We start from the raw sequence: 22,140 nt of genomic DNA, 5'->3' as shown, positions 1-22,140 counted from the left end.
GATGACAAAAGAAAGAGTACAAGATTACTTGATTCGCTGTGACAAAGCACTTCAGCGTCTAGGTGTGGAAAATCGCCGCTTTGCAGTGGCAGGCTTGAACCCGCATAGCGGTGAAGGCGGCTTGTTCGGCTGGGAGGAAGTAGAACAAATCAAACCAGGTATCGAGCTTGCTGTTAACGATGGTATCGATGCAGTCGGACCTGTTCCTGCTGACTCTGTCTTTTTCCAAGCACTAAACGGCAAGTACGATGCAGTTCTTTCCCTGTACCATGACCAAGGTCATATCGCCGCGAAGATGACAGACTTCCACCGTACTGTTTCCATCACGAATGGCCTGCCGTTCTTGCGTACATCCGTCGACCACGGTACAGCATTCGATATTGCCGGCAAGAACATTGCGGAAAGTATCAGCATGGAAGAATGTATCAAAGTTGCAGCGCAATATGCACCAAACTTTACTCGTACGACGCTTTAAGCAAAACAACATACCGGAAGATTGGAAGGATGTAGAAGTCCTTCCTTTCTGACGGACAACAATGTAAACACTTACAAAGAGATTTGGGGGAAATCATCATGCCATTACTGATCATAGCTTTAGGTGTACTATTATTGCTTATCATGATTATGGGACTTAAACTGAACACATTCGTTTCCTTGATCATTGTTTCCTTTATCGTCGCATTGCTGCTAGGAATGCCGATGTCAGAAGTAGTTGGCTCAATTGAAAGCGGTTTAGGCGGCACACTTGGTCATATAGCGCTGATATTCGGTATGGGTGCTATGCTTGGCCGTCTGATTGCAGACGCTGGCGGTGCCAACCGAATTGCGACTACGCTTATTGATAAATTCGGCGAAAAACGTATTCAGTGGGCTGTTCTATTTGCGTCCTTCATCGTTGGTATCGCATTGTTCCTTGAAGTAACAATCGTTTTGCTTATTCCGATCATCTTCTCGATTGCAAAAGAATTGAAAGTATCGATCGTACATCTTGGTTTGCCGATGGTAACAGCTGCACTAGCAACACACGCATTCCTGCCGCCGCATCCTGGCCCGACTGCAGTAGCAGCTGAATATGGTGCAAATATTGGTCTTATGCTTATTTATGGTATTATCGTTGCGATTCCTACGGTTATCCTTGCGGGTATCCTGTATCCGAAGCTTGCTAAAAAAATTGTACCAACTGCTTGGACACGTGAGGGCAGTGAATCGTTTGGTGTTGCGAAAACATTCAAAGAAGAAGAAATGCCAGGTTTCGGTATCAGTGTTTTCACGGCACTATTCCCAGTTATCCTCATGGCAATCGGTGCAGCTGTGGATATCCTGCAAGCAGAACTTAAATTCGATGACAATATGTTGATAGAAATCATCCGCTTTGTGGGTAACTCCTCCACAGCGATGGTAATTTCTCTATTAGTTGCGATATACACAATGGGGATAAGAAGAAATATCCCAATCAAAAAACTGATGGATTCTTGTGGATCGGCTATTAATGCACTTGGTATGCTGCTATTGATCATCGGTGGTGGCGGAGCCTTGAAGCAGGTTCTTATCGATGGCGGTGTTGGTGACTATGTAGCATCCATCTTTGCAGATACATCCATGTCTCCAGTATTCTTTGCTTGGATGGTTGCTGCAATCCTTCGTATCTGTCTTGGATCTGGAACTGTTGCTACACTGACAACGGCTGGTTTGGTTATTCCGTCACTAGGTACAATGCCAGATGTGAACCTGGAGCTGGTAGCACTTGCAACTGGTGCCGGAAGTGCGATTGCATCTCACGTCAACGACGCGGGATTCTGGATGGTAAAAGAGTCACTCGGAATGACATTGAAAGAAGCTTTCGGTACGTATACTGTTCTTTCTACAGTAGTTGCAGTATCCGGACTTGTGTTCACAATGATCTTGGATATCTTTATCTAACCATAAAAACGGGTACAGCAGATGCTGTACCCGTTTTTATGTGTTCTTATTTATGACAATAGAGAGTTTATAGTTAGCATACTGATTCAATGCTTCCAAAAATGTATTCATCGTTTCATTAGACTGAAATTTACATTCCAGAAGGTAGCAGCCATCCCCGCTGATTTTGTAGTTCTGAATAACAAAGTCCTTTTGTGCATCTGTAAAGGAAAGAAAAGGCCTGTGATTTGTATCCTGTGTGAAGATAGTAATAAAAGCATGTATGTAAAATCCCATTCTAACGTCATTAATTCGTATTGTATAAGCCTCAATGATTCCGCTATCCTCCAATTTTGCTACTCTGGCCGAAGCAGCGGGACTGGTCAAATGGACTTTTTCTCCTAATTCTTTCATGGTAATACGACTGTTTTTGGACAGTTCCTCCAGGATTTGCAAATCTGTGTGGTCTAACATGGTTTAACTCCTTTCATAAATAAAGTCATCCAGCAAAAAGACTTTATTTAGAGTATGTATCCGCAGGTAGGTCATTATATAGAATATTTATAGAGCTAAGATAAGTACAAAAAGAGGAGAGGACTTTTTATGAAAATAACGCAAATCCCTAATGCAACAATCTTAGTTGAATATGCAGGTAAAAAGTTTCTAATAGATCCTATGTTAGCACACAAAGGTGCATTTCCGCCTTTTCCAAATTCACTTAGGCAGGATCAAAAGAATCCCCTAGTGAGCTTGCCGCTTTCTATCGATAGTATCATACAGGATATCGATGCAGTTATTGTGACGCATCTTCATCTAGATCATTGGGACGATGCAGCTAAAGAGGCGTTACCCAAAAAGATTAAGGTATTCTCCCAAAACGAAGAAGATGCAGAAGCGATCCAAAGAGCTGGTTTCGAGAATGTTGAAGTGCTTACGAATGAAACTGTCTTTGAAGGTATCCAGTTAGTTAAAACAAAAGGTGAACATGGCAGGGGAGAAGTATTGAAGATGGCCGGGCTTGTTTGCGGCGTTGTGTTTAAGTATGAAAGTGAACAACCCTTATATGTTGCAGGCGATACAGTCTGGTACGAGGAAGTTGGAAATACAATTGATAACCATAAGCCAGAGGTTATAGTTGTGAACGCTGGGGACAATCAATTCTTAGAGGGCGGATCTCTGGTAATGGGGAAAGAAGACGTCCATGAAGTTTACAAAGCAGCCAGCAATGCAAAGATTATTGCAGTGCATATGGAAGCGGTCAATCATTGGACATTGTCTAGGGAAGAATTGATAAACTTTTGTCATGAAAAAGGTATGGAGACAAATGTATTCGTACCGAATGATGGCGACTCATATACGTTCTAAAGTGATAGATTAAAAAAGGAGAACAGCTTAGCTGTTCTCCTTTCATGTATATTACTGAGCTAGGTAACCGCCGTCTACTACAAGTGTTTCACCAGTTACAAAATCGTTTTCAGTCAAGAATACGATAGCGTGTGCAATCTCATCGGCTTTGCCAAGACGGCCGATTGGGTGCTTCGCTACAAGTCCATCATAGAAGTCACCAAGAGCTTCTTTGTTCACCATTCCTGATTCAACGAATCCTGGGTTTACAGCGTTAACACGAATGCCTTTATCGCCATATTCCACAGCAAGAGATTTAGTCAATGTGTTAACAGCACCTTTGCTGGCGTTGTAAGAAAACGCGCCAGGCTGTGCAACGAAGCCTAGAACAGAAGATGTATTGATGATGACACCGCCGCCAGATTTCAGCATTTCCTGGATAGCATACTTGGAAGCCAAGAAGATACCATCTTGGTTGATCGCAATTACTTTGCGGTAATCTTCATAAGAAAGCTCATGAGTTGCGCCCATTCCGCCGATACCAGCGTTATTCACAAGAATATCAACTTGACCGTAGTGTGCTACTGTTTGATCGATCAAGTTTTTAATAGAATCTTCTTCAGCAGCGTTGAACTCAATGAATAGAACGTCCCCGCCAGCTGCTTTCAGTCTGTCTGTTTCTCTTTGTCCTGCTTCAGTGTTATAGTCCGCAATGACTACTTTACCGCCTTTATTTACATAAGCTTCTGCGGCTGCAAGGCCGATACCAGATGCTGCTCCTGTAACGATTGCTACTTTTCCTTCGATTGTTGACATATGCGTTACCCCCAGTTTGTTTAGGTAAATTATCCTACAACTTTATGATGAACTTATGAACTAAAGAAGTCAAGAAATTGACACATTATTAGTAATTTCTTCATATTAAAAAGAGTAGTGTTCGTAAACACTACTCTTTTTAATATCTCAACTATTTAACATACTTATACACAATTGCCTCATACGGTCTTAATGTATCCTTATTATCCACATGTGGATAATTACTGATAACACAATGCTTTTTATCCCAATCATCCACACACTCCCTGGGGATATCGTAGTGTGCTTCTTCACTCGTCATGTTTAGCAGGATAACCCATTCTTCATCATCCAGCCTGCGTATATACCCAAAGATCTGCTCGTGATCATTTAGGATAATCTCAAACTCTCCATAAACCATGATGGAATTTTCCTTACGCAGCCGAATCAGCTTTCGATAAAATTGCAGAACGGAATCAGGATTCTCAACACCGGATTGCACATTGATTTCCTTATGATTTGGATTGACTGGCAGCCATGGTGTGCCGGTTGTGAATCCTGCATGATCAGAGGTGTCCCACTGCATTGGAGTTCTGGCATGGTCTCGGGTCTTATTCTGTATCCGATCCATAATGGTCGTTTCAGATTCACCGTCCTGGTTCACTTTCAAATCATAGTAGCTGAGTGCTTCTTGGTCATCTATTGTATCAATAGAATCGAAATGCGGATAGTTGGTCATACCAAGCTCTTCTCCCTGAAAAATGAACGGCGTTCCGCGCAAAGTATGCAGCATCGTAGCTAACAGCTTTGCCGATGGAATTCGATATTCTCCATCATCTGCAAAGGTGGGAACCATTCGCGGAGCATCGTGGTGGCTTAGGTATAAGCCGAACCAGCCACCGCCATCGCCAACGTCCTTTTGCCATTTGCGAAGTACTTCTCGGAAATCGTGTACTGTCCATTTCTTACTCTTATATTTATCTTCATCCTGATCAGCGAGCTCCGTTGCTTCAGCGGAAAGTACCATATCCAGTTCTTCCCGTTCCGGCTTCGTATACCGAAGTACATCATGATCATGTACGGCGGATGTTTCACCTGCTGTGAAAAATTCGAAATCCTTTTTCAGCTCTCTGTTCATTTCATGAAGATAGTCGTGGATGTGTGGGCCGTTTTTAAAGTAATCCTCACCTTTAGCCTGCAATGCATTCTGGTCGGTATCTGGGAAGCGACGGTCCTTTGAGATGACATTCACTGCATCAATGCGGAAGCCGTCTATCCCTTTTTCCAGCCAGAAACGCATTATGTCATATATTTCTTGGCGAACTTGCGGGTTATCCCAATTCAAATCAGGCTGTTTAGCACTGTACAGATGCAAGTAATATTCCTCTGTTTCCTCGTTCCACGTCCATACAGGTTGTCCAAGATGGGAGCGCCAATTCGAGGGTGGGGAGCCATCGGGGTTTCCTTGTTCCCAAATATAATAATCATGATATGGATTATCCTTAGAGGATTTCGCTTGCTGGAACCATTCATGCTCAATAGAGGTATGGTTCGGGACGATATCGAGCATAAGCTTAATGCCGCGACGATGAAACTCTGACAGTAAGATCTCGAATTGTTCCATGGTTCCGTACTCTGGCTGAATCGCTCTGAAATCCTTTACATCATAGCCGTGGTCAAAATCCGCGGATACATAGATTGGCGGAAGCCATACTGTATCCACTCCGAGATATTCCAGGTAGTCTATCTTCTCTAATATACCGCCAAAATCACCAATTCCATCCCCATTGCTGTCTTTAAAGCTGCGGGTATACAATTCATAGATAACACTTTCTTTCCAATACTTTCTCTCCATCTGATCACCTGTCTTCCAAATTTTCATGTAGGACTATTCCCTTACTAGAGATAAATGAAAACCGCCAAGCTTAGTGAAAGCAAGGCGGTTGAGTATTAGCTGCGAATTTTCTTGATGATGAAGTAACTAGCCGTTGCAGCGATTCCTGCTGCAACGTACGGGGAGATTTCCAGCTTTATTTTGATGGATAGTTTCCTCGCCTTTTCCTCCATATATAATCGATAGAAATTGCAGGAAAGTGTTCACATGAATGGCTATTTTGTTTCGATTACTCTTTAGACGCAGCCTTTTTCGCTGCTATTTTTCTCAATCTGCGGTACAGCAATAATCCAGCCAGTCCATACACTAATCCGAGGACAATAAAAGCAATTCCTAAATAAAATTTATCACTAGCCCAAATCATCACAGCAATTCCTGCGAGGATACAGAGTATACCAAGGAAGAGTATATAAAGGGCGTTCTTTTTCAACATAAGTAAAAGCCTCCTAAACGGTGTTAAACTCGTACTATTATAACAGAAAAGCAGGATCATTTTGATGCGTTATCTATTAAACTGGAAGCCTTTCCGATAAAATGGAACTAAGACATATTGCGGGGGGAGACAGCATGCTGAGTTTGGTTCCATTAATGATTGAGCGGGTAGGTATCATTTTGATAACGGTTTTCCTGTTCTCCCAATTGAAAGCGTTTCGACGGCTTATTCTTCATAATCAATCAATGAAGGAGAAGCTCCTTCTATTGCTTATTTTCGGCTTCTTTGGAGTGTTGAGTAACTATACGGGCGTGGAAATACATGGTGACAGCCGTATGGCAAACACGTGGTTATTGGACATTGAAGCGGATAGTGCCATTGCAAATACACGGATACTTGGGGTGACGATCGGCGGCTTGCTGGGAGGACCTTTCGTTGGACTGGGTGTTGGTTTGATAGCTGGTTTGCACCGATTATTTCTAGGCGGATTCACAGCCGAGGCTTGTGCAATCTCGACTGTGTTAGCTGGTTTAGCAGCGGGCTACTTCGGACGACGGCGCAAACAGAAAAAACAGCTGACAGCAGGATATGCTATCCTGATCGGTGTTTCAATGGAAATCATCCAGATGGCGCTGATTTTGTTATTAGCATCCGACATGGAACCAGCATGGCAGCTTGTACAGATCATCGGTTTGCCAATGATTGTGATCAATGGAATCGGCATGCTGCTGTTCATGCTGATCATCCAGATCATTCTGCGGGAGCAGGAGCGTACGCGAGCATTGCAGACGAATGCAGCATTTGCTATTGCAGACAGGACGCTCCCTTATTTTCGGAAAGGGCTGAATACAGACTCGTGTAATAAAGTTGCTGAAATCATGCTGGAATGGACAGAGGCCGATGCGATCGCAATCACAGATAAACATGGTGTACTAACTCATGTTGGCGTCGGGTCTGATCATCACTTGCCAATCCATGGTTTTGCTACCGAGCTGACAAAGCGTTCGCTTCGGGAAGGCCGTGTACTGACAGCTAAATCGCAGGAAGAGATTTTATGCTCCCATCCGAACTGCCCGCTTCGTGCGGCGGTCGTTCTGCCGCTTCGAGTCGGAGAGGAAACAGTCGGCACGTTAAAGCTGTATTTCATGAATCCCAATGATTTGACGCGGGTGGAGCAGGAGCTGGCAGAAGGGTTAGCTAATCTATTTTCCACACAGCTGGAGCTCGCTGAAGCAGAGCAGCAGAGCAAGCTGCTGAAGGACGCTGAAATCAAAGCATTGCAAGCACAAGTACATCCGCATTTTCTATTTAACAGCATTAATACGATATCCATTCTTTGCAGAACGGACCCGAATCAGGCACGTCGCCTGCTGCAGGAGCTGAGCCGCTTTTTTCGGAGCAACCTGCAGGGTGCAAGGCATATACTGATTCCGCTTGAGAAAGAGATAGAACATATTAGAGCTTATATAACGCTTGAGCAAGCTAGATTTCCAGAAAAATTCATGTTGCAGCTTGAGATGGAGCCGGGCTTGGAGCAGATACTAGTCCCGCCTTTCCTGCTACAGCCATTGGTGGAGAACAGTGTGAAGCATGGGTTTCGTGACACAGAAGCAAACGGAATAATCCTGATCAGTATCAAAAGAAAAGAGGGTTATGTCAGCATTACTGTGAAGGATAATGGACGCGGAATCGAACAGGATAAGCTGAATCAAGCAGGTCAGCAGACTGTCGATTCGGTAACAGGAACAGGCACAGCACTGATTAATATACGTGAACGGCTGGAAGGTATTTATAATCACGAGGCAACTATGCTTATTACGAGTAAGCAGGAGGCAGGCACCTCGATTCGTATCCAGCTTCCAAATAATCAGAAAGGGGAGATACCATATGATGACAGCCTTTATCGTCGAGGATGAACCGCTCGCCCGGCAGGAGCTTGTCTTTCTTTTGGAAAACAGTGGGGAAGTCGAAGTTGTCGGGGAAGGATCTACGTTAACCAAAAGCTATGAAGCCATTCGTAACACAGCGCCAGATGTTGTCTTTTTGGATATAGAACTTGCTGAGGGAACTGGTCTGCAGCTGGCTGAGAAACTGCAAGAGCTGCCAAAATCACCATCCTTCGTCTTTGCTACAGCGTATGATGACTATGCTTTACAAGCATTTGAGCTGCACGCAGCGGATTACTTGCTCAAGCCGTTCGACGAACAGCGGATCAATCAATGCATTCACAAGCTTCAGCGTATGATCCCGGCTGTTCCAGAGCCTAAAACGCCAATTAAAAAGCTGCCAGTCATGGAGGATGAACGGATTTCCCTGCTGGACATCCAATCTATCCTATATATCACTACGCAAGGCGGCAAAACACAGATTAAGACACTTCAGAAGCTCTTCCATTTGAATGAGCCGCTTGCATCTGTGGAAAAGAAGCTGACAGCTTCAAGTTTTATGCGTGTCCATCGCAGTTACATCGTTCAGCTTGAACATGTAACAGCACTAGAGCCATGGTTCAATTCCACCTATAATCTTGTGATGGAGGATGGCTCTAAAGTGCCAGTCAGCAGAACCTATGTGAGGGAAGTCAAGGAGCGATTTGGTCTATGAATGAGCTAACTGAGGCGATTAGTCTAAGAGAAGCAGGCAAGCTGACAGAAGCCAATGAAAGGTTGATTGAGTTGGCTTCCGCTTATCCGGATGATGCGGAGATACAGTACCAATGTGCTTGGAGCTTTGATGTGCTTGGAGAGGAAGCTAATGCTGTACCATATTATGAAAGAGCAATTGAAATTGGATTATCAAGTGAGAATGAAGAAGGAGCTTATTTAGGGTTAGGAAGTACATACCGAACACTCGGACATTATAAAAAAGCTGAACAAATCTTGAAGGAAGCAATGAACCTCTTCCCGAAAAATAATGCTTTTCCAGTTTTCTACGCCATGGTGAAATATAATCAGAAAGATCATGGTGAAGCAATGCAGATTCTCCTTCAATTGCTGGCGGAAACCACCTCGGATTGTGACATTTTGGAATATCGGAAGGCAATTGCTTTTTATGCGGATAAGCTTGATATCGTATGGAGTTGAGAAGTAGTTAAAGCAAAAGAAAAGCCCCACTCACGATCAGGGAGAGGGGCTTTAAATATTATTGAGCTGTATAACCGCCATCAACAATCAAGCTGTTACCAGTCATGTAAGAAGAGTCGTCGGAAGCTAGGAATAAAACAGCTTTCGCCATTTCTTCCGCTTTACCAAGACGTTTCATTGGTGTCATCGTGGAAAGTGCCGCTTTGTCATCTTCTGGGATGATTGGTGTGTCGATGAAGCCTGGGCATAGTGAGTTTACGCGGATGTTTTTGTCCGCATATTCAAGTGCAAGAGAACGTGTAAGGTTCACAACGCCGCCTTTAGCCGCATTATAAGCTGCAGATCCAGGTGAACCAACCCAGCCATACATGGATGCAGTGTTCACGATATTTCCGCCGCCGTTAAGAAGCATTACGCGAAGTGCTTCGCGGGCTACTAGGAAAACACCGTCCAAGTCCACGTTTACTGTAGTGCGCCATTCTGCATAATCCAATTCATGTGAAGGATGGACACGACCGATTCCGGCATTGTTGAATACAATATCAATCTTGCCATAAACAGAAACTGCTTGTTTGAACAAATCAGCTACTTCTTGTTCACTTGTAATATTTGTTTTGATGAAGACTGCTTCTGTACCAGCTGCTTTAAGCTCTTCCTCCACCATTTTTCCTTTTTCCTCGTTCAAGTCGACTAGTACCAGCTTAGCGCCTTCTGCTGCGAAAAGCCGAGCTGTAGCAGCGCCAATTCCTGATGCTCCCCCTGTAATTAGTGCAACTTTATTTTGTAATTTCCCCATTTTTGTTTCCCCCAGTATAATAGAATTAAATCGGTTACAATTTAATTGTAATACTTTGGACACATTACTCAATCAGTAGCTGAAAAGCAGATGTTTATGTATTAGACAGAAATTCTAATACTGTCGGACTAAGGGGGGATTTTTTTATGGAACTGGAACAAGATTCGACATCCAAACGGCGTAATCGGACAAAAATGCATTTTCGTGAGGCATTAATCAAGCTGATTAAGAAAAAGGGATATCATGCTGTCACAGTGAAGGATATTGTCGAAGAAGCAGCATATAACCGCAGTACATTCTATTTCCATTACCAAGATAAAATCGAGTTGGCTGAGGATTTGCTTGATAAAATGTTCACGGGGCTGGAGGACGCTGCGGGTATTATGTACACACCAGGAAGAAGAACATCTACAAAAGAGATAGATGTCCCATCCTTCTCGCTTATTGCATACATTTATGAACACAAAAACTTTTTTGAGCTAATCAAATATGAAGACACTCTGCCAGGCATGCATACCCGCTTTCCGAATGCGATTAAGAATATATATGAAAAGCAGTTCGAATTCAAAACAATCAATGATATGCAAGTAAATATGGATTACTTTAAGATTTACACGGCTTTTGGATTTTATGGGTTAGTCCGTGACTTGATTGCAGAGGATTTCCAAACTCCCGAGGAACAATTCACCATGGACGTTATCGAGTTATCACAGACACATATTCAATCATTTAAATACATTGGGCGTTAGTGAAAATAAAATAAGCTCAACCTCATAAGAGAGGTTGAGCTTATTTTATGGTAACTTACGAGCATCACACAGGCTTATTTTCATCTTGTTCAGCTTTCCACCATAGTGCATCCTCTGGATTCTCAACAGCTTCTTTAAACTCAGACTTCGTAGCAACTGTTGGGTAAGATCCTTTTAAGGATTTCCCTGAAGTACTCTTGAACAAGAATAGAATCACTAGGAATCCAATGATACTCACGATCGTTAAATACCAGGCTGGCGCTAAATTATTCCCCGTTTGATGGACGAGCCAGGTGGAAACTAATGGTGTCGTACCACCGAAAATGGAAACCGAGACATTAAACGTTACAGATAATGTCCGATATCGTATATCTGTATAAAACAGCGTTGGCAATGATCCGGGGATAGACCCTTCATACGTTGCAAGCAGCACACCTAGAATGAGAATACCTAGCGAAACATACACCAGCCCATTCAAGTTCACTAAATAAAAAGCAAACGCAGAAAGGAGTGTTAATCCGCCTAAACCAATTAAGAATACCGTTTTGTTTCCGATTTTATCACTGAGTCGGCCGAACAGTAATGTCAGTGGCACCATGATGATCATGACAAGTGTGATCAATACGGTACCTACTGTACTGGATAAGCCAATGATTTCATCTAAATAAGAAGGCATGTAAGATAACAGCATATAGTTTGTCACATTGAAGAATGCAACAGCTACGAAACAAACAATAATATCTTTTTTGTGGTTTTTCAGTATAGACAGGAAGCTTTCTTCCTCTTGTTCCTGTCCTTCATTATTCGAAAGTTCGTTTTCATAAATCGGCGATTCCTCTAAGCTCTTTCTCAAGTACAAACCGATAAGTCCTAACGGTAATCCAAGCAAGAACGGGATTCGCCATCCCCATGAGGCCATCTGTTCATCCGATAAAGCGATAAAGAGTATGCTGGCAACAAGGGAAGCCAATATATAACCTGTCAGTGTACCAATTTCCAATCCGCTTCCCAGGATATTACGCTTATTATCAGGAGAAGACTCGGCAATATAGACCATTGCACCAGCGTATTCACCACCAGTCGAGAAACCTTGGATGATTCTGGCGACTAATAACAATATCGGTGCCCAGATTCCAATTTGATCATAAGTAGGCAATAACCCGATGAGTAATGTAGAAAAGGCCATTAAAATGATTGTGGTTGTTAAAACGACTTTTCTTCCGGATCTATCACCGATTTTACCGAATATAATACCGCCTAAAGGGCGCATTAAGAAAGCAATTGCAAATGTCGCAAAGGTAAACACTAATTTTAACTCATCATTTTGTACAGCACTAAAAAAGTTTTGACTGATAATAACAGCCAAATAGGAATATAACCCAAAATCAAACCATTCCATCGCATTTCCTACTCCGGTAGCAAATACGCTTTTCTTCGCTGTTTGAATATCTACAACGTTGATTTTCTTCTTGTTAAATTTCATTCTTTTGTCAACTCCATGGTATACGGTTATACAAGGACAACAAATTCAGTTAAACTGGCTTCAATATCCTGCGTTTCGCTAAGGGCATCGGAAAAGAACCAGCTAAGCTGTCATATGAGGAAAATGTATCTAACTGTTATCACCCATACTTCTTGATTTAAGGTTTAATCCATCGTTCTGCTTACATGTAACATATTGTGCGCAAAAGCTCCTTAACCATACTGAAATTTGATTTAAAAAATGTAATCAAAAAAGCTTTCAAAGCGTACTTGAAAGGTTTTGGATTCAGTAAGTTGAATTGTATTAACCATAATAAATCAGCAAGTAAAGGGAGTAAATTCCTCCTTTCCTCTACACATATTTCCATCTATTCAGTGAATACACAGCCATAGTTATCATCCAACATAAGGATGATCCTTGTTATACACCGCTCTTATTTAACTCATATAAATTACCCTGTTTGACCACGAACTAAACATGAAATTTTTGCTTTGTACGATTTGCATGGTGAATCTGATATATAACACGGTGTACATCCCTGAATTTATTCTATATAATACCGACATGAATTCATATACATGTCGCTGCTTCGAGCAGAGACAATATAAGTGAAATTATAAGCAGTAAAGCAGACAGAAACAGAGGTGCCAGAAATGAAATTCAGTGAATTTGAAGCAGGACAGCGGTATGAAACGAAAAGCATCAAGCTTTCTAAAGAAGACATTATTGCATTTGCAAAAGTGTACGATCCCCAATATATGCATATAGATGAAGAGAAGGCCAAGCAAGGGCGCTTTGGTAATCTGATTGCGTCAGGAATGCAGACAATGAGTACATCCTTCAAGCTGTGGGTTGAGACTGGTGTTTACGGGGAGCATGTAGTCGCGGGGACCGGAATGAACAATATTCAATTCATAAAGCCGGTTTATCCAGATGATGAGCTTCGGGTTGTCGTTGAAGTGATCGAGACTGTCCCAAAACGTCGCGGCAATGGTATTGTGACGGTACAGTTAAGCACATATAATCAAGATGAAGTAAAAGTATTCCAAGCAGAGCTTAGCGCACTTATTGATAATTAAGCAAAAAGGAGGCATCTATAAAGATGTCTCCTTTTTGCTTCCGGTTATTTCATTTACAGCTTTTTCGAAGCAGATATTCACGGTCCGCTGGTTGGAACGGGTCCGATGCATAACACCAGCAGGAATTGTGAATAGGTCACCTGGCTGTAAGCTGACTGTCCTTTCATCGAGGTCTATGTATAACTCTCCCTCGAGTACAAAGAACGCTTCATCACAATCCTCATGCTTATGCCAATGATAGTCCCCTTCAATGACGGCTAGGCGTACGACATGATCATTCACTTCACTAACAATTTCATTCATATATGTCGAAGAGCTCTTTGTCAGGTTCAGCAAGCGCAGCAGCTCGAGCTGTCCGATTGGTTCAACTGCGGCGGAGGATCGAAATTCAGATTGAAGCAGACTGAAGAGAAGAACATCCTGAAACTTCCCATCCCATTTCCTTCCTTGACGAATGATGCCTTCCTGGCGGAAGCCTGCACGTCTGACCAAGCGCTGAGACGGAATATTATCAGCATTGACCTTGACCTCGAGCCGATTCAGCTGCAATCTATCAAAGCCGATGTGCAAAAGTTCCTGGAGAGCTGCGGTCATGAAGCCCTGGCGCCAAAAGGTACTGCCGAGCTCGAATTCGATCTCCCCTGTTTCATGCAGGAAGTTCAAACGTTTGAATCCACAAGTGCCAATGACGGCCTGATCATCGTGCTGACGAATTGTGTACCGGCTGGTATGCTTCGTCTGTTCCAGCTGCTTGATACGGTTTTTCACTTCTGATAAAGATTGTAAAACAGGATAACGTGTCCATTTTGTTACTGCTGCGTCTGACCAGATCGGCAGCAATGCCTGGGCATCTTCCTCGGAAATCGGCTTTAGTAAGACTAAATGATGAGACATATGCTCCTCCTTATAATGATACTTCTGCCGTTTCTTGTTGTAATCTCCGTGGACTAGGATTGCAAAGCTAATTTGTAATAATAGATAGCCATATCGTCTTGTCCGGTTTCCGTAAAGTACGCTGCCAGTTCACTGGCATAAGTTCGCACATTGAACTTATCGCCTTGCTCTAAAAAGAAGTCAATTCCCTCTGTCCACACTGTTTCGAAATTTGCATGATCGACAAACTTCTTGTGCAGCATAGCAAATTCCCACTTGAATATATCATCTTTCTCCTCGATGCTAAGCTGGAATCCTTCCTGATATGCATCCATTGCCTTGTCCTGCTGCCCAGTTTTCCAATAAGAATCTGCCAAAAGGTATAAGGTCTTCAAATAAGCAGGATATGTCCGATACTTCCGGGCAGCCATTAAATATGGGATAGCTGCTAATGGCATTTGCTGTGCAGCATATAAGTTCCCGATATTATGTTGAATTAATGCAGCCAAAGCACCTTCATTTTTGAAATCTGTATGAGAAAGGGCATCATTTAAAGCGTTCTCTGCTTGCGTGAATTCTTTTTGATCGATAAAGTTCAGTCCTCGCATTAAAAGACTGCGAGCAAGCAGGTAGCGGTAATCGGGGTGTTTTTCAAATACGTTCACTGCATATTCTGTATGGAAGACAGAAAGAGATGAAATGTCCAAGTAGTAATACGTCATCGCTTTGCGGAAGTGGAAGTCACCTTGCTCTACTTCATCATCAATAGAGGGGAGATATTCCTCCGCCAGTTCAAAGGAAGCCAGTGCACACATATATTCCTTTTCCTCACCTAAGCGCATACCCTCAGCAAGATGATAATAATAATGTAATACAGGAACGAAAGCATGCTTATACTTGCCTGCTTCCTCGTGATAATATTTACTTTTCTTCAAATCCGATACAAGCACATGAAACCTGCAGGAGAGCAGTAAAAAGACTATGTAAAGTGTATCCTCCTGTTTCAGTTCCTCTGCCCGGTTTGACAATTCATGATACATATCAGAGGCTTCTTGCCTTTTCCCAAGCCGGATATGCATATACCAATCCTCTAAAGCCGCTGTCAAATCTTGATCTAATACGAGCAAACTCCTATCCATATGCGTCCCCTTTATAGTTGTCTTTCGTTATATTTTACCATTTCCGTCGAAATTTGTAGATAAACATGCATAAATATGTAAGTTACAAGAAGATTACAGAATGTGCGAAGGGGGAAAGTATATACTATATCTCAGGAAGAGCGTGTATAATACTGCTATAGATAGAGAGGAAAAATTCACAGTAAGGTGATGAGGGACATAGCTAGTAAAGAAGAATTGCAGCAGGAAAATGAACAGCTGAAGAAGAAACTGGCAGAATATGAAGCAATGATCAAGGAATTATCCGCACCGATGATTCCATCCATCGTACCGAATACAATGCTCGTTCCGCTGACTGGTACATTTTCTGTAGAGCGTTTTACTCATATACAAGATAAAATCGTAAGCAGCGTCGTGGATGGTGATGCAGATACAGTCATCATTGATCTTACTGGCATCAACTACTTGGATATAGACACAATAGGATACAGGGAGCTAAGTGCAAATATAAAGAATCTGACAGAGGCGCTGAAGCTGATGGGAGTCGAAACGATATTCGTCGGGTTTTCAGCTAAATTGGTTCAGAAGCTAGTCCTATCTAATTCTGGGTTCCAAGGATTCGAGTCGTATTCCACATTCCGCGCGGGACTCAAAAGCCTATTAAAGCGGAAGGGCATGGAAATTAGAAAAGTAGAAGAATAAGCAAATGGAAGCTCTCATAATGATGAGAGCTTTTTTACTATACTTTTCCATTATATTGACAGATTTCTTACAGTTGTCGTAAGGGTGTTACCATTAGCGATATAACTGCTTACTTTCAATCTTGTTTTTTTGATATAATGCGAGGTAATCAAAGGTATTTATAAAGTTAGGTGATGATCATAAAAAAACTGAAGAACGTCCTATTCTTCCTGCTTGGAACCATCTTCTTAGGCTTCGGGATAGCAGGAATCGTTTTGCCGGTATTGCCAGGCGGCCCGTTCTTGATGATAGCTGCATTTTGTTATGCAAAAAGCTCCAAACGAATTGATGATTGGTTTAAAAGCACCACTTTCTATACTAAATATGTACTGGCTATCAAAGAAAAGAAAGGCATGACTCTGAAAGAAAAAATCCGAATCAACATAATAGCGGATGCCTTCATTCTGTTTTCGGTATTTTATATTGATATATGGCTTGTGAAAATCGTATTAATTGTACTAGGTCTGATTAAGCATTATTATTTCATAAAGAAAATTAAAACGATAAAGCCCGAAGAAGTAAGCGGCGGCATTAAGAACCGTGCATAATTTATATAGGTGTATATAAAGAAAGACCGTTTCCTGAATGGAACACGGTCTTTTCTTATGAGATTTTATTTCCCACAGCTATCCATCGGCTGTCAATATCCTCAAAAACAAACTCCTTATTACCGTAGTCAGTAATCATTAATGGGCGGACGATAGTGATCCCTTTGTCTAAAAATTCCTGCTGCATTGCTGCCTGTTTGTCTGTAATGAAATACGCATCATATCCGTAGCCATACTGTATACGATTTGGGAAGATCTTATGAATTGCTGATTGCGTCAAAATCAGTTCGATAGTATCACGGTAGAGGCATATATGCGGCTCCATACTATTAAGATAAGGAACAGATCGGAATCCTATTTTTTTGTAATAAGCTGCAGTTATCTGTATATCTGGGCATGGGAAAATCTGCAGGACATGGGAAAAGGATACTTGTGTCATGAGGACGTACCGTTCAGGGCAGCAGTACACACGAGCCGAGTATGAAATGATGTGAGATAGATATGTATAGTGTTCATATTCTTTCCTCCTTCCATTATCTATACGCTTTTATCAGCTGATTTTCCTTCCTAGGGGACATATGCTACATATATACGTGATTCATCTACATAAAAGTAATATGGAGTTTAATCTCAATTAGCGACCTTTTCCATTTATACACGTACTAAAAGAGCGATGGAAGAAAGATTGCTACGTTTAGAGGTCAGGAGAATTCTTATGATGGTGGGAGTACTTGTTTTCCTTCCGGCTCTAATTTTACATGCTATACTTTAATGAGTCGGGTTTAAAAATAATGGGTGTGTAAGCATTATACTTCTGAAGCAGGGAAGGGGGGCTGCGATTATGAACTTATTACATAAATTCGTATTGCTGAAGGCTTCTACAACAGAAGAGGATTATGGAATAGGGGAAGTAGCGGCTTCCATTAGTGACTGGTTCGCGAGCTTTGAAGAATTTTTAGAAAGCCTTGTACGCATGTTTCTGCTTCTTAGCTCTGGCATTGTCTTGTGTATAGGTCTATTTATAATGATTATTTCCTTGCTGGCTTCCATGCCATTTCAATCAAAAGCAGAGATGAAGAAGTTTTGGAGAATTCAAAGTTATATTATGATTGGATTCTTTATTGCAGCTGTTTTAATTTATACTGTACCACTTGCCTTCCTGCCTTGAACAAGGAGTGGCATTCTTTTCGAGTCCGTTATATACTCTTTCTTACTTTTTCTGGTATGGTAACTAAAACGGCATTGTAAGGGGGATTGGGATGAAAGCTTTTTCGATTTGGCTGCGCATTGCTACCTTTGCTATCATAACTTTATGGCTAATAGCTCATTATTATCCGGAAATAAGCGCTCTGCGGTTTATGCAAAGCAGTTGGCTAGCTGCTGCTGCCGTTATTTTAGTAATTGGCGGGGCTTTGGCGGGGAGAAATTTGATCTATGATCTTTTCTGTCTGGCAATCTTTCTCTTCTTTTTGACGGTGTTGAATATAGTAAGGCCAGCACAAGATACAGGATTTGGTTTCAATCAATTTTACTATTGGGGATTAACTTTCTTAATGATATGGCAAATGGTACTTATAAGAATTAGAAAAACACGGCACGATGAAACAGCATGAAGAAGCACGGGCAGTCATTCTGTCCGTGCTTTTATTTTTCCAAGAACAATAATAGCGGTAATATACTGCAGGGATGGAAGTACAAATCCAAGGCGTGAATAGTCAAATACAAGGCCTAAGACTAATATCGTCCAAGTCCCGGAAGATTGTATATATAGTTTCACATACACTTTAGCATGACATTCCGAGTTAAATGGAAGCACAAGACATTTAAAGAGTGTATTTATTTACTATTTTTGTCGTCTGAATTTCAAATAGCCCGTTACCTCTTCTCTTTTTTTACAATCGAAATTAAAAGGAACCCCCGATCTCAGGGATTCCTTCTACTAACTATTTTCACTAGAATACAGGTCAGTACGCAACAGTATGGGCATGGCGGTCTCTGATCACTTTATTATTGACATAACGGTGGAAGAACCATTCGGCAATGCCAATTACTACTGTAGAAATCAAAGATGCCATCACAACATTATCATCAGGATTCAATAAAGCTTCCCCTAACGCCCAAAGAACGATGAAAGTCAAAACAGCATCGCTGATCGTAGCGATTGTATTTCGCTTTTTAAAATCGCCATCTGACTTATCACGATCACCTGCTTTTCTTAGAATCAGTAAGTCACCGATTACATACGCAGCGACCGTCAACACAACACTCATCAGCAGTGTATCACTGAATTCTGCGTCGAACATAAGGGTGAATACAATCCATAAAACAGCTAAAATCATGATGAATTTGATCAAAAGTGCTTTCACATGTTTCATTAGTATCACTCCTTCTTTTTCATCTATATACCATTTGGTATGGAGGTTTAAACCATTCGTTTGTATTTTTCCATGATGTCAGACTATAGCATCTTCTGTTTCGGTTTATTGTCAAGTTGGGTTCTTATTCTGAATAAAGCAGATAGTGTCACAGCGGGTGTATTGCATTTCAACCTTCCAATCCTGCAACTCACCCGAAGATTTACGCTTTCCGTAATGTAAACGCTATCAATCGTTGATTTGTCCCGTATAGTGGAGGGGTAGATAACTTCTGCTTTGAGGGGGCGGAACAATATGAATGCGATTACAATGGTAATCGGGTCGATTTGTATTTTGATGATTGTGTACCGCTTATATGGAACATTCATGGCGGTAAAGGTGCTCAAGCTGGATGATTCAAAGAAAACACCAGCGCATGAGCTGGAGGATGGCAAGGATTATGTGCCGACAAACAAATGGGTGTCATTCGGACACCATTTCGCGGCAATTGCTGCGGCAGGTCCGCTTGTTGGACCGATTTTGGCAGCACAGTTCGGCTACTTGCCAGGTTTGTTATGGCTATTGATTGGTGCAGTTATCGGGGGAGCTGTCCATGATATGGTTGTCTTGTTTGCATCCATGCGGCAAAAGGGAGAGTCGGTTGCGGAAATTGCGAAACGGGAGCTTGGACCTGTTGCCGGTTTCTGTACAGGACTTGCCATGCTATTCATTATCACGATTACGATGGCGGGCTTATCCTTGGTTGTATTGCATGCACTGGAAGAGAATCCGTGGGGGACATTCTCGGTTGGTATCACGATTCCGATTGCAATGGCTGTCGGATTGTATCATCGTAAAACTGGTAATCTGAAGCTGGCTACTATCGTCGGTTTCGCGCTGATCATGGCTGGCGTATTTGTGGGACCGCTTATCGTTGATACGCCACTAGGGGACTTTTTAACATTAGATGTAAAGACATTATCCATTCTTTTACCGATTTATGCATTCTTTGCTGCTGCATTGCCGGTGTGGTTATTGCTGGCACCGCGTGATTATTTAAGCAGTTTCTTGAAGATTGGGGTATTCCTGGCATTGATTCTAGGGGTATTCGTTGTAAACCCAGCAATTCAAATGCCGGCATTCACCGAGTTCGTCGGTGGTGGAGGACCAGTAATGAATGGTCCCGTTTGGCCGTTCATCTCGATCACGATTGCCTGCGGGGCAATCTCAGGCTTCCACGCTTTTGTAGGTTCTGGTACGACACCTAAAATGATCAATCGCTGGAGTGACATCAAGCCGGTAGGTTTCGGTGCGATGCTTGTAGAGTGTGTCGTGGGAATCATGGCCTTGATTGCAGCAACAGCTCTTCATCCGGGGGACTATTTTGCGATCAACTCCACGCCAGCTGTTTTCCAGACACTCAATATGAGTACAGTGAACCTGGCGAGTCTGAGTGAATCGATCGGACTTGATCTGGAAGGAAGGACAGGAGGAGCCGTTACGTTGGCGGTCGGGATGACGTTTATATTCACATCCATCTCCTGGTTCGACAATTTGGCATCGTTCTTCTTCCAATTTGTGATCATGTTCGAGGCATTGTTCATTCTGACAGCGATTGATTCCGGTACACGTGTCGCGCGCTACTTGATCCAGGATTTCGGCAGTGTCTTTTACAAGCCGCTTAAACGTGTCGACTGGCTGCCAGGTAATATTTTCGCCAGTGCGCTCGCCTGCTTGCTGTGGGGATACCTGCTGTTCTCCGGAGATATCAGCTCCGTTTGGGCATTATTCGGTGTATCCAACCAGCTGATGGCTTCCATCGGATTGATTATTGGAGCGACCATCATACTGAAGATCGCAGATAAACGCCGCTATATGCTCACCTGCCTAATCCCGCTCGCGTATCTGTACGTGACGGTCAACTACGCAGGGTATTGGATGGTAACGAATGTATACTTAAATGCAGAAGCAGCTGGCTACAACCTGCTTAACGGTATCCTATCGATTATCATGCTCGTCCTCGGACTTGTCATCATGGTGACAGCTATCCGCAATTGGATGCAGAATTGGAATAGACCGGATGTAGCGCTAAGAAGAGAGTCTGTCTAAAAGGGGGAAAGACCGGTACATGGTGCCGGTCTTTTTGCGTTTTAAAAAATAATGGCAATAACCTGTTGACAGGATAAATTAAACTGATATATAATTATCTCGAATTCGAGATAAAAAACCTCTTCTAGAAAGTTAATATCTCGAATTCGAAGTAAATGGATTTATATTTTTTAATCATATATCTCGAATTCGAGGTAAATGAGGGGATGAAGAAGAGATGGCAGATTTTATCGAGTTAGTAAATAAGCGGAGATCGGCAAGCAACTTTCTCCCGGACAAACCGATTACAAAAAAAGAACTTGATGAGATCTTCAATGTGGTGAAGCTAGGTCCATCAGCGTTCAACCTGCAGCACACGAATTACGTGGTTGTTTTAGATCCTGAAAAGAAACAAAAAATGAAAGATGCAGCAAATGGACAGTACAAGGTTGAGAGTTCTTCGGCAGTGATACTTGTACTAGGCGATAAACAAGCCTTCGAGCAAGCAGCCGACATTTATAAAGGCTTGAATTTATTAGGTGTCATCAATAAACAAGAATATGACCTTATGGTGAATGATACTGTTTCTTTCTATGAAGAACGAGGGCAGGCATTTCACCGGGATGAAGCAATCCGTAATGCGTCCCTTTCCGCTATGCTGTTCATGCTGGCGGCTAAGGAAAAAGGCTGGGATACTTGTCCGATGATCGGCTTTGACTCCGACAAAGTTAAAGAGGAACTAAATATATCTGATCAATATGAAGCCGTGCTGATGATTACTATCGGCAAAGAAAAAACAGAAAGCAGAAAACCAAGAGGATATCGCAGACCGACGAGTGAATTTGTTAGTTACCAATAAAAAATAG

24 protein-coding genes are annotated in these 22,140 nt (G+C 42.3%); 14 read left to right on the top strand and 10 right to left on the bottom strand.

Going from position 1 to position 22,140, the window contains the following annotated elements:
- Positions 1-475: 4-hydroxythreonine-4-phosphate dehydrogenase PdxA (locus tag CHH91_RS02795; protein ID WP_176465645.1), on the top strand; the 475-nt coding region annotated here is incomplete at its 5' end.
- Between the two features lie 98 nt (positions 476-573).
- Positions 574-1,920 (top strand): gluconate:H+ symporter, encoded by a 1,347-nt coding sequence (locus CHH91_RS02790; protein ID WP_095221760.1) that lies wholly within the window; start codon positions 574-576, stop codon positions 1,918-1,920.
- Positions 1,921-1,956: 36 nt separating this feature from the next.
- Here the strand turns inward: CHH91_RS02790 and CHH91_RS02785 are convergent, their stop codons facing one another.
- Positions 1,957-2,373 carry an Lrp/AsnC family transcriptional regulator gene (locus tag CHH91_RS02785; protein ID WP_095221758.1) on the bottom strand — a complete coding sequence of 139 codons (417 nt, stop codon included), beginning with the start codon at positions 2,371-2,373 and terminating at the stop codon, positions 1,957-1,959.
- Between the two features lie 129 nt (positions 2,374-2,502).
- Between CHH91_RS02785 and CHH91_RS02780 the strand changes: the two genes are divergently transcribed.
- Positions 2,503-3,264, top strand: a complete 762-nt coding sequence (locus CHH91_RS02780) for an MBL fold metallo-hydrolase (RefSeq protein WP_095221756.1) — start codon at positions 2,503-2,505, stop codon at positions 3,262-3,264.
- 51 nt (positions 3,265-3,315) lie between these two features.
- On the opposite strand, the gene CHH91_RS02775 is transcribed toward CHH91_RS02780, so the two are convergent.
- From CHH91_RS02775 to CHH91_RS02765, 3 genes are all read right to left on the bottom strand, one after another.
- A complete protein-coding gene (locus tag CHH91_RS02775; RefSeq protein ID WP_095221754.1) occupies positions 3,316-4,059 on the bottom strand; it encodes an SDR family NAD(P)-dependent oxidoreductase in 744 nt (247 codons plus the stop codon).
- Between the two features lie 151 nt (positions 4,060-4,210).
- Positions 4,211-5,920 (bottom strand): glycoside hydrolase family 13 protein, encoded by a 1,710-nt coding sequence (locus CHH91_RS02770; protein WP_286160675.1) that lies wholly within the window; start codon positions 5,918-5,920, stop codon positions 4,211-4,213.
- 241 nt (positions 5,921-6,161) lie between these two features.
- On the bottom strand, positions 6,162-6,365 hold the full coding sequence (locus CHH91_RS02765; protein WP_095221752.1) for a hypothetical protein: 204 nt from the start codon (positions 6,363-6,365) through the stop codon (positions 6,162-6,164).
- 134 nt (positions 6,366-6,499) lie between these two features.
- Here CHH91_RS02765 and CHH91_RS02760 point away from each other — a divergent pair, with 134 nt between their 5' ends.
- The 3 genes from CHH91_RS02760 to CHH91_RS02750 are packed head-to-tail and all read left to right on the top strand — an operon-like array spanning position 6,500 to position 9,445.
- A complete protein-coding gene (locus CHH91_RS02760; protein WP_095221750.1) occupies positions 6,500-8,281 on the top strand; it encodes a sensor histidine kinase in 1,782 nt (593 codons plus the stop codon).
- Positions 8,253-8,966 (top strand): LytR/AlgR family response regulator transcription factor, encoded by a 714-nt coding sequence (locus CHH91_RS02755; protein WP_095221748.1) that lies wholly within the window; start codon positions 8,253-8,255, stop codon positions 8,964-8,966. The genes CHH91_RS02760 and CHH91_RS02755 overlap by 29 nt, the downstream gene beginning before the upstream one ends.
- Positions 8,963-9,445: a tetratricopeptide repeat protein gene (locus CHH91_RS02750; protein ID WP_095221746.1), complete on the top strand. Its 483-nt coding sequence runs from the start codon at positions 8,963-8,965 to the stop codon at positions 9,443-9,445. The genes CHH91_RS02755 and CHH91_RS02750 overlap by 4 nt, the downstream gene beginning before the upstream one ends.
- A gap of 58 nt (positions 9,446-9,503) precedes the next feature.
- Here the strand turns inward: CHH91_RS02750 and CHH91_RS02745 are convergent, their stop codons facing one another.
- Positions 9,504-10,241: an SDR family NAD(P)-dependent oxidoreductase gene (locus CHH91_RS02745; RefSeq protein ID WP_095221744.1), complete on the bottom strand. Its 738-nt coding sequence runs from the start codon at positions 10,239-10,241 to the stop codon at positions 9,504-9,506.
- A gap of 146 nt (positions 10,242-10,387) precedes the next feature.
- Here CHH91_RS02745 and CHH91_RS02740 point away from each other — a divergent pair, with 146 nt between their 5' ends.
- Positions 10,388-10,990: a TetR/AcrR family transcriptional regulator gene (locus tag CHH91_RS02740; RefSeq protein ID WP_176465644.1), complete on the top strand. Its 603-nt coding sequence runs from the start codon at positions 10,388-10,390 to the stop codon at positions 10,988-10,990.
- Between the two features lie 64 nt (positions 10,991-11,054).
- On the opposite strand, the gene CHH91_RS02735 is transcribed toward CHH91_RS02740, so the two are convergent.
- A complete protein-coding gene (locus tag CHH91_RS02735) occupies positions 11,055-12,473 on the bottom strand; it encodes an MFS transporter (RefSeq protein ID WP_095221742.1) in 1,419 nt (472 codons plus the stop codon).
- Between the two features lie 653 nt (positions 12,474-13,126).
- Here CHH91_RS02735 and CHH91_RS02730 point away from each other — a divergent pair.
- Positions 13,127-13,552 carry a MaoC family dehydratase gene (locus tag CHH91_RS02730; protein ID WP_095221740.1) on the top strand — a complete coding sequence of 142 codons (426 nt, stop codon included), beginning with the start codon at positions 13,127-13,129 and terminating at the stop codon, positions 13,550-13,552.
- Positions 13,553-13,567: 15 nt separating this feature from the next.
- On the opposite strand, the gene CHH91_RS21575 is transcribed toward CHH91_RS02730, so the two are convergent.
- Both CHH91_RS21575 and CHH91_RS02720 read right to left on the bottom strand, forming a co-directional pair.
- Entirely contained in the window at positions 13,568-14,446 is an 879-nt protein-coding gene (locus CHH91_RS21575; RefSeq protein WP_095221738.1) for a GNAT family N-acetyltransferase, read from the bottom strand.
- Between the two features lie 53 nt (positions 14,447-14,499).
- Positions 14,500-15,564 (bottom strand): response regulator aspartate phosphatase, encoded by a 1,065-nt coding sequence (locus tag CHH91_RS02720; RefSeq protein WP_095221736.1) that lies wholly within the window; start codon positions 15,562-15,564, stop codon positions 14,500-14,502.
- Positions 15,565-15,753: 189 nt separating this feature from the next.
- On the opposite strand from CHH91_RS02720, the gene CHH91_RS02715 reads away from it, so the two are divergent.
- Together CHH91_RS02715 and CHH91_RS02710 are read left to right on the top strand one after the other, a co-directional pair.
- Positions 15,754-16,245 (top strand): STAS domain-containing protein, encoded by a 492-nt coding sequence (locus CHH91_RS02715; RefSeq protein ID WP_095221734.1) that lies wholly within the window; start codon positions 15,754-15,756, stop codon positions 16,243-16,245.
- A 173-nt stretch (positions 16,246-16,418) separates the two neighbouring features.
- Entirely contained in the window at positions 16,419-16,832 is a 414-nt protein-coding gene (locus CHH91_RS02710; protein WP_095221732.1) for a YbaN family protein, read from the top strand.
- A gap of 55 nt (positions 16,833-16,887) precedes the next feature.
- On the opposite strand, the gene CHH91_RS02705 is transcribed toward CHH91_RS02710, so the two are convergent.
- Positions 16,888-17,271 carry a VOC family protein gene (locus CHH91_RS02705; protein WP_095221731.1) on the bottom strand — a complete coding sequence of 128 codons (384 nt, stop codon included), beginning with the start codon at positions 17,269-17,271 and terminating at the stop codon, positions 16,888-16,890.
- 402 nt (positions 17,272-17,673) lie between these two features.
- On the opposite strand from CHH91_RS02705, the gene CHH91_RS02700 reads away from it, so the two are divergent.
- Positions 17,674-18,000 (top strand): hypothetical protein, encoded by a 327-nt coding sequence (locus CHH91_RS02700; RefSeq protein WP_095221729.1) that lies wholly within the window; start codon positions 17,674-17,676, stop codon positions 17,998-18,000.
- A gap of 91 nt (positions 18,001-18,091) precedes the next feature.
- Positions 18,092-18,445: a hypothetical protein gene (locus tag CHH91_RS02695; RefSeq protein ID WP_095221727.1), complete on the top strand. Its 354-nt coding sequence runs from the start codon at positions 18,092-18,094 to the stop codon at positions 18,443-18,445.
- 351 nt (positions 18,446-18,796) lie between these two features.
- Here the strand turns inward: CHH91_RS02695 and CHH91_RS02690 are convergent, their stop codons facing one another.
- Complete coding sequence (locus CHH91_RS02690) at positions 18,797-19,207, bottom strand: YndM family protein (RefSeq protein ID WP_095221725.1); 411 nt, start codon at positions 19,205-19,207, stop codon at positions 18,797-18,799.
- Positions 19,208-19,501: 294 nt separating this feature from the next.
- On the opposite strand from CHH91_RS02690, the gene cstA reads away from it, so the two are divergent.
- Together cstA and CHH91_RS02680 are read left to right on the top strand one after the other, a co-directional pair.
- Positions 19,502-21,295: a carbon starvation protein CstA gene (gene cstA, locus CHH91_RS02685; RefSeq protein ID WP_095221724.1), complete on the top strand. Its 1,794-nt coding sequence runs from the start codon at positions 19,502-19,504 to the stop codon at positions 21,293-21,295.
- Positions 21,296-21,512: 217 nt separating this feature from the next.
- Positions 21,513-22,133, top strand: coding sequence for a nitroreductase family protein (locus CHH91_RS02680; RefSeq protein ID WP_095221722.1), 621 nt, complete (start codon positions 21,513-21,515; stop codon positions 22,131-22,133).
- The last annotated feature ends 7 nt before the right edge of the window (positions 22,134-22,140 follow it).

This window comes from Virgibacillus sp. 7505 (assembly GCF_002272135.1).
Lineage (GTDB): Bacteria > Bacillota > Bacilli > Bacillales > Amphibacillaceae > Terribacillus.
The sequence above is the reverse complement of the archived record's forward strand: the minus strand, read 5'-3'. Positions and strand labels throughout refer to the sequence as shown.

Coding starts and splice junctions, on each gene's coding strand:
- CHH91_RS02790 (WP_095221760.1), top strand. CDS start 574: ATGCCATTACTGATCATAGCTTTAGGTGTACTATTATTGCTTATCATG.
- CHH91_RS02785 (WP_095221758.1), bottom strand. CDS start 2,373: ATGTTAGACCACACAGATTTGCAAATCCTGGAGGAACTGTCCAAAAAC.
- CHH91_RS02780 (WP_095221756.1), top strand. CDS start 2,503: ATGAAAATAACGCAAATCCCTAATGCAACAATCTTAGTTGAATATGCA.
- CHH91_RS02775 (WP_095221754.1), bottom strand. CDS start 4,059: ATGTCAACAATCGAAGGAAAAGTAGCAATCGTTACAGGAGCAGCATCT.
- CHH91_RS02770 (WP_286160675.1), bottom strand. CDS start 5,920: ATGAAAATTTGGAAGACAGGTGATCAGATGGAGAGAAAGTATTGGAAA.
- CHH91_RS02765 (WP_095221752.1), bottom strand. CDS start 6,365: ATGTTGAAAAAGAACGCCCTTTATATACTCTTCCTTGGTATACTCTGT.
- CHH91_RS02760 (WP_095221750.1), top strand. CDS start 6,500: ATGCTGAGTTTGGTTCCATTAATGATTGAGCGGGTAGGTATCATTTTG.
- CHH91_RS02755 (WP_095221748.1), top strand. CDS start 8,253: ATGATGACAGCCTTTATCGTCGAGGATGAACCGCTCGCCCGGCAGGAG.
- CHH91_RS02750 (WP_095221746.1), top strand. CDS start 8,963: ATGAATGAGCTAACTGAGGCGATTAGTCTAAGAGAAGCAGGCAAGCTG.
- CHH91_RS02745 (WP_095221744.1), bottom strand. CDS start 10,241: ATGGGGAAATTACAAAATAAAGTTGCACTAATTACAGGGGGAGCATCA.
- CHH91_RS02740 (WP_176465644.1), top strand. CDS start 10,388: ATGGAACTGGAACAAGATTCGACATCCAAACGGCGTAATCGGACAAAA.
- CHH91_RS02735 (WP_095221742.1), bottom strand. CDS start 12,473: ATGAAATTTAACAAGAAGAAAATCAACGTTGTAGATATTCAAACAGCG.
- CHH91_RS02730 (WP_095221740.1), top strand. CDS start 13,127: ATGAAATTCAGTGAATTTGAAGCAGGACAGCGGTATGAAACGAAAAGC.
- CHH91_RS21575 (WP_095221738.1), bottom strand. CDS start 14,446: ATGTCTCATCATTTAGTCTTACTAAAGCCGATTTCCGAGGAAGATGCC.
- CHH91_RS02720 (WP_095221736.1), bottom strand. CDS start 15,564: ATGGATAGGAGTTTGCTCGTATTAGATCAAGATTTGACAGCGGCTTTA.
- CHH91_RS02715 (WP_095221734.1), top strand. CDS start 15,754: ATGAGGGACATAGCTAGTAAAGAAGAATTGCAGCAGGAAAATGAACAG.
- CHH91_RS02710 (WP_095221732.1), top strand. CDS start 16,419: ATGATCATAAAAAAACTGAAGAACGTCCTATTCTTCCTGCTTGGAACC.
- CHH91_RS02705 (WP_095221731.1), bottom strand. CDS start 17,271: ATGACACAAGTATCCTTTTCCCATGTCCTGCAGATTTTCCCATGCCCA.
- CHH91_RS02700 (WP_095221729.1), top strand. CDS start 17,674: ATGAACTTATTACATAAATTCGTATTGCTGAAGGCTTCTACAACAGAA.
- CHH91_RS02695 (WP_095221727.1), top strand. CDS start 18,092: ATGAAAGCTTTTTCGATTTGGCTGCGCATTGCTACCTTTGCTATCATA.
- CHH91_RS02690 (WP_095221725.1), bottom strand. CDS start 19,207: ATGAAACATGTGAAAGCACTTTTGATCAAATTCATCATGATTTTAGCT.
- cstA (WP_095221724.1), top strand. CDS start 19,502: ATGAATGCGATTACAATGGTAATCGGGTCGATTTGTATTTTGATGATT.
- CHH91_RS02680 (WP_095221722.1), top strand. CDS start 21,513: ATGGCAGATTTTATCGAGTTAGTAAATAAGCGGAGATCGGCAAGCAAC.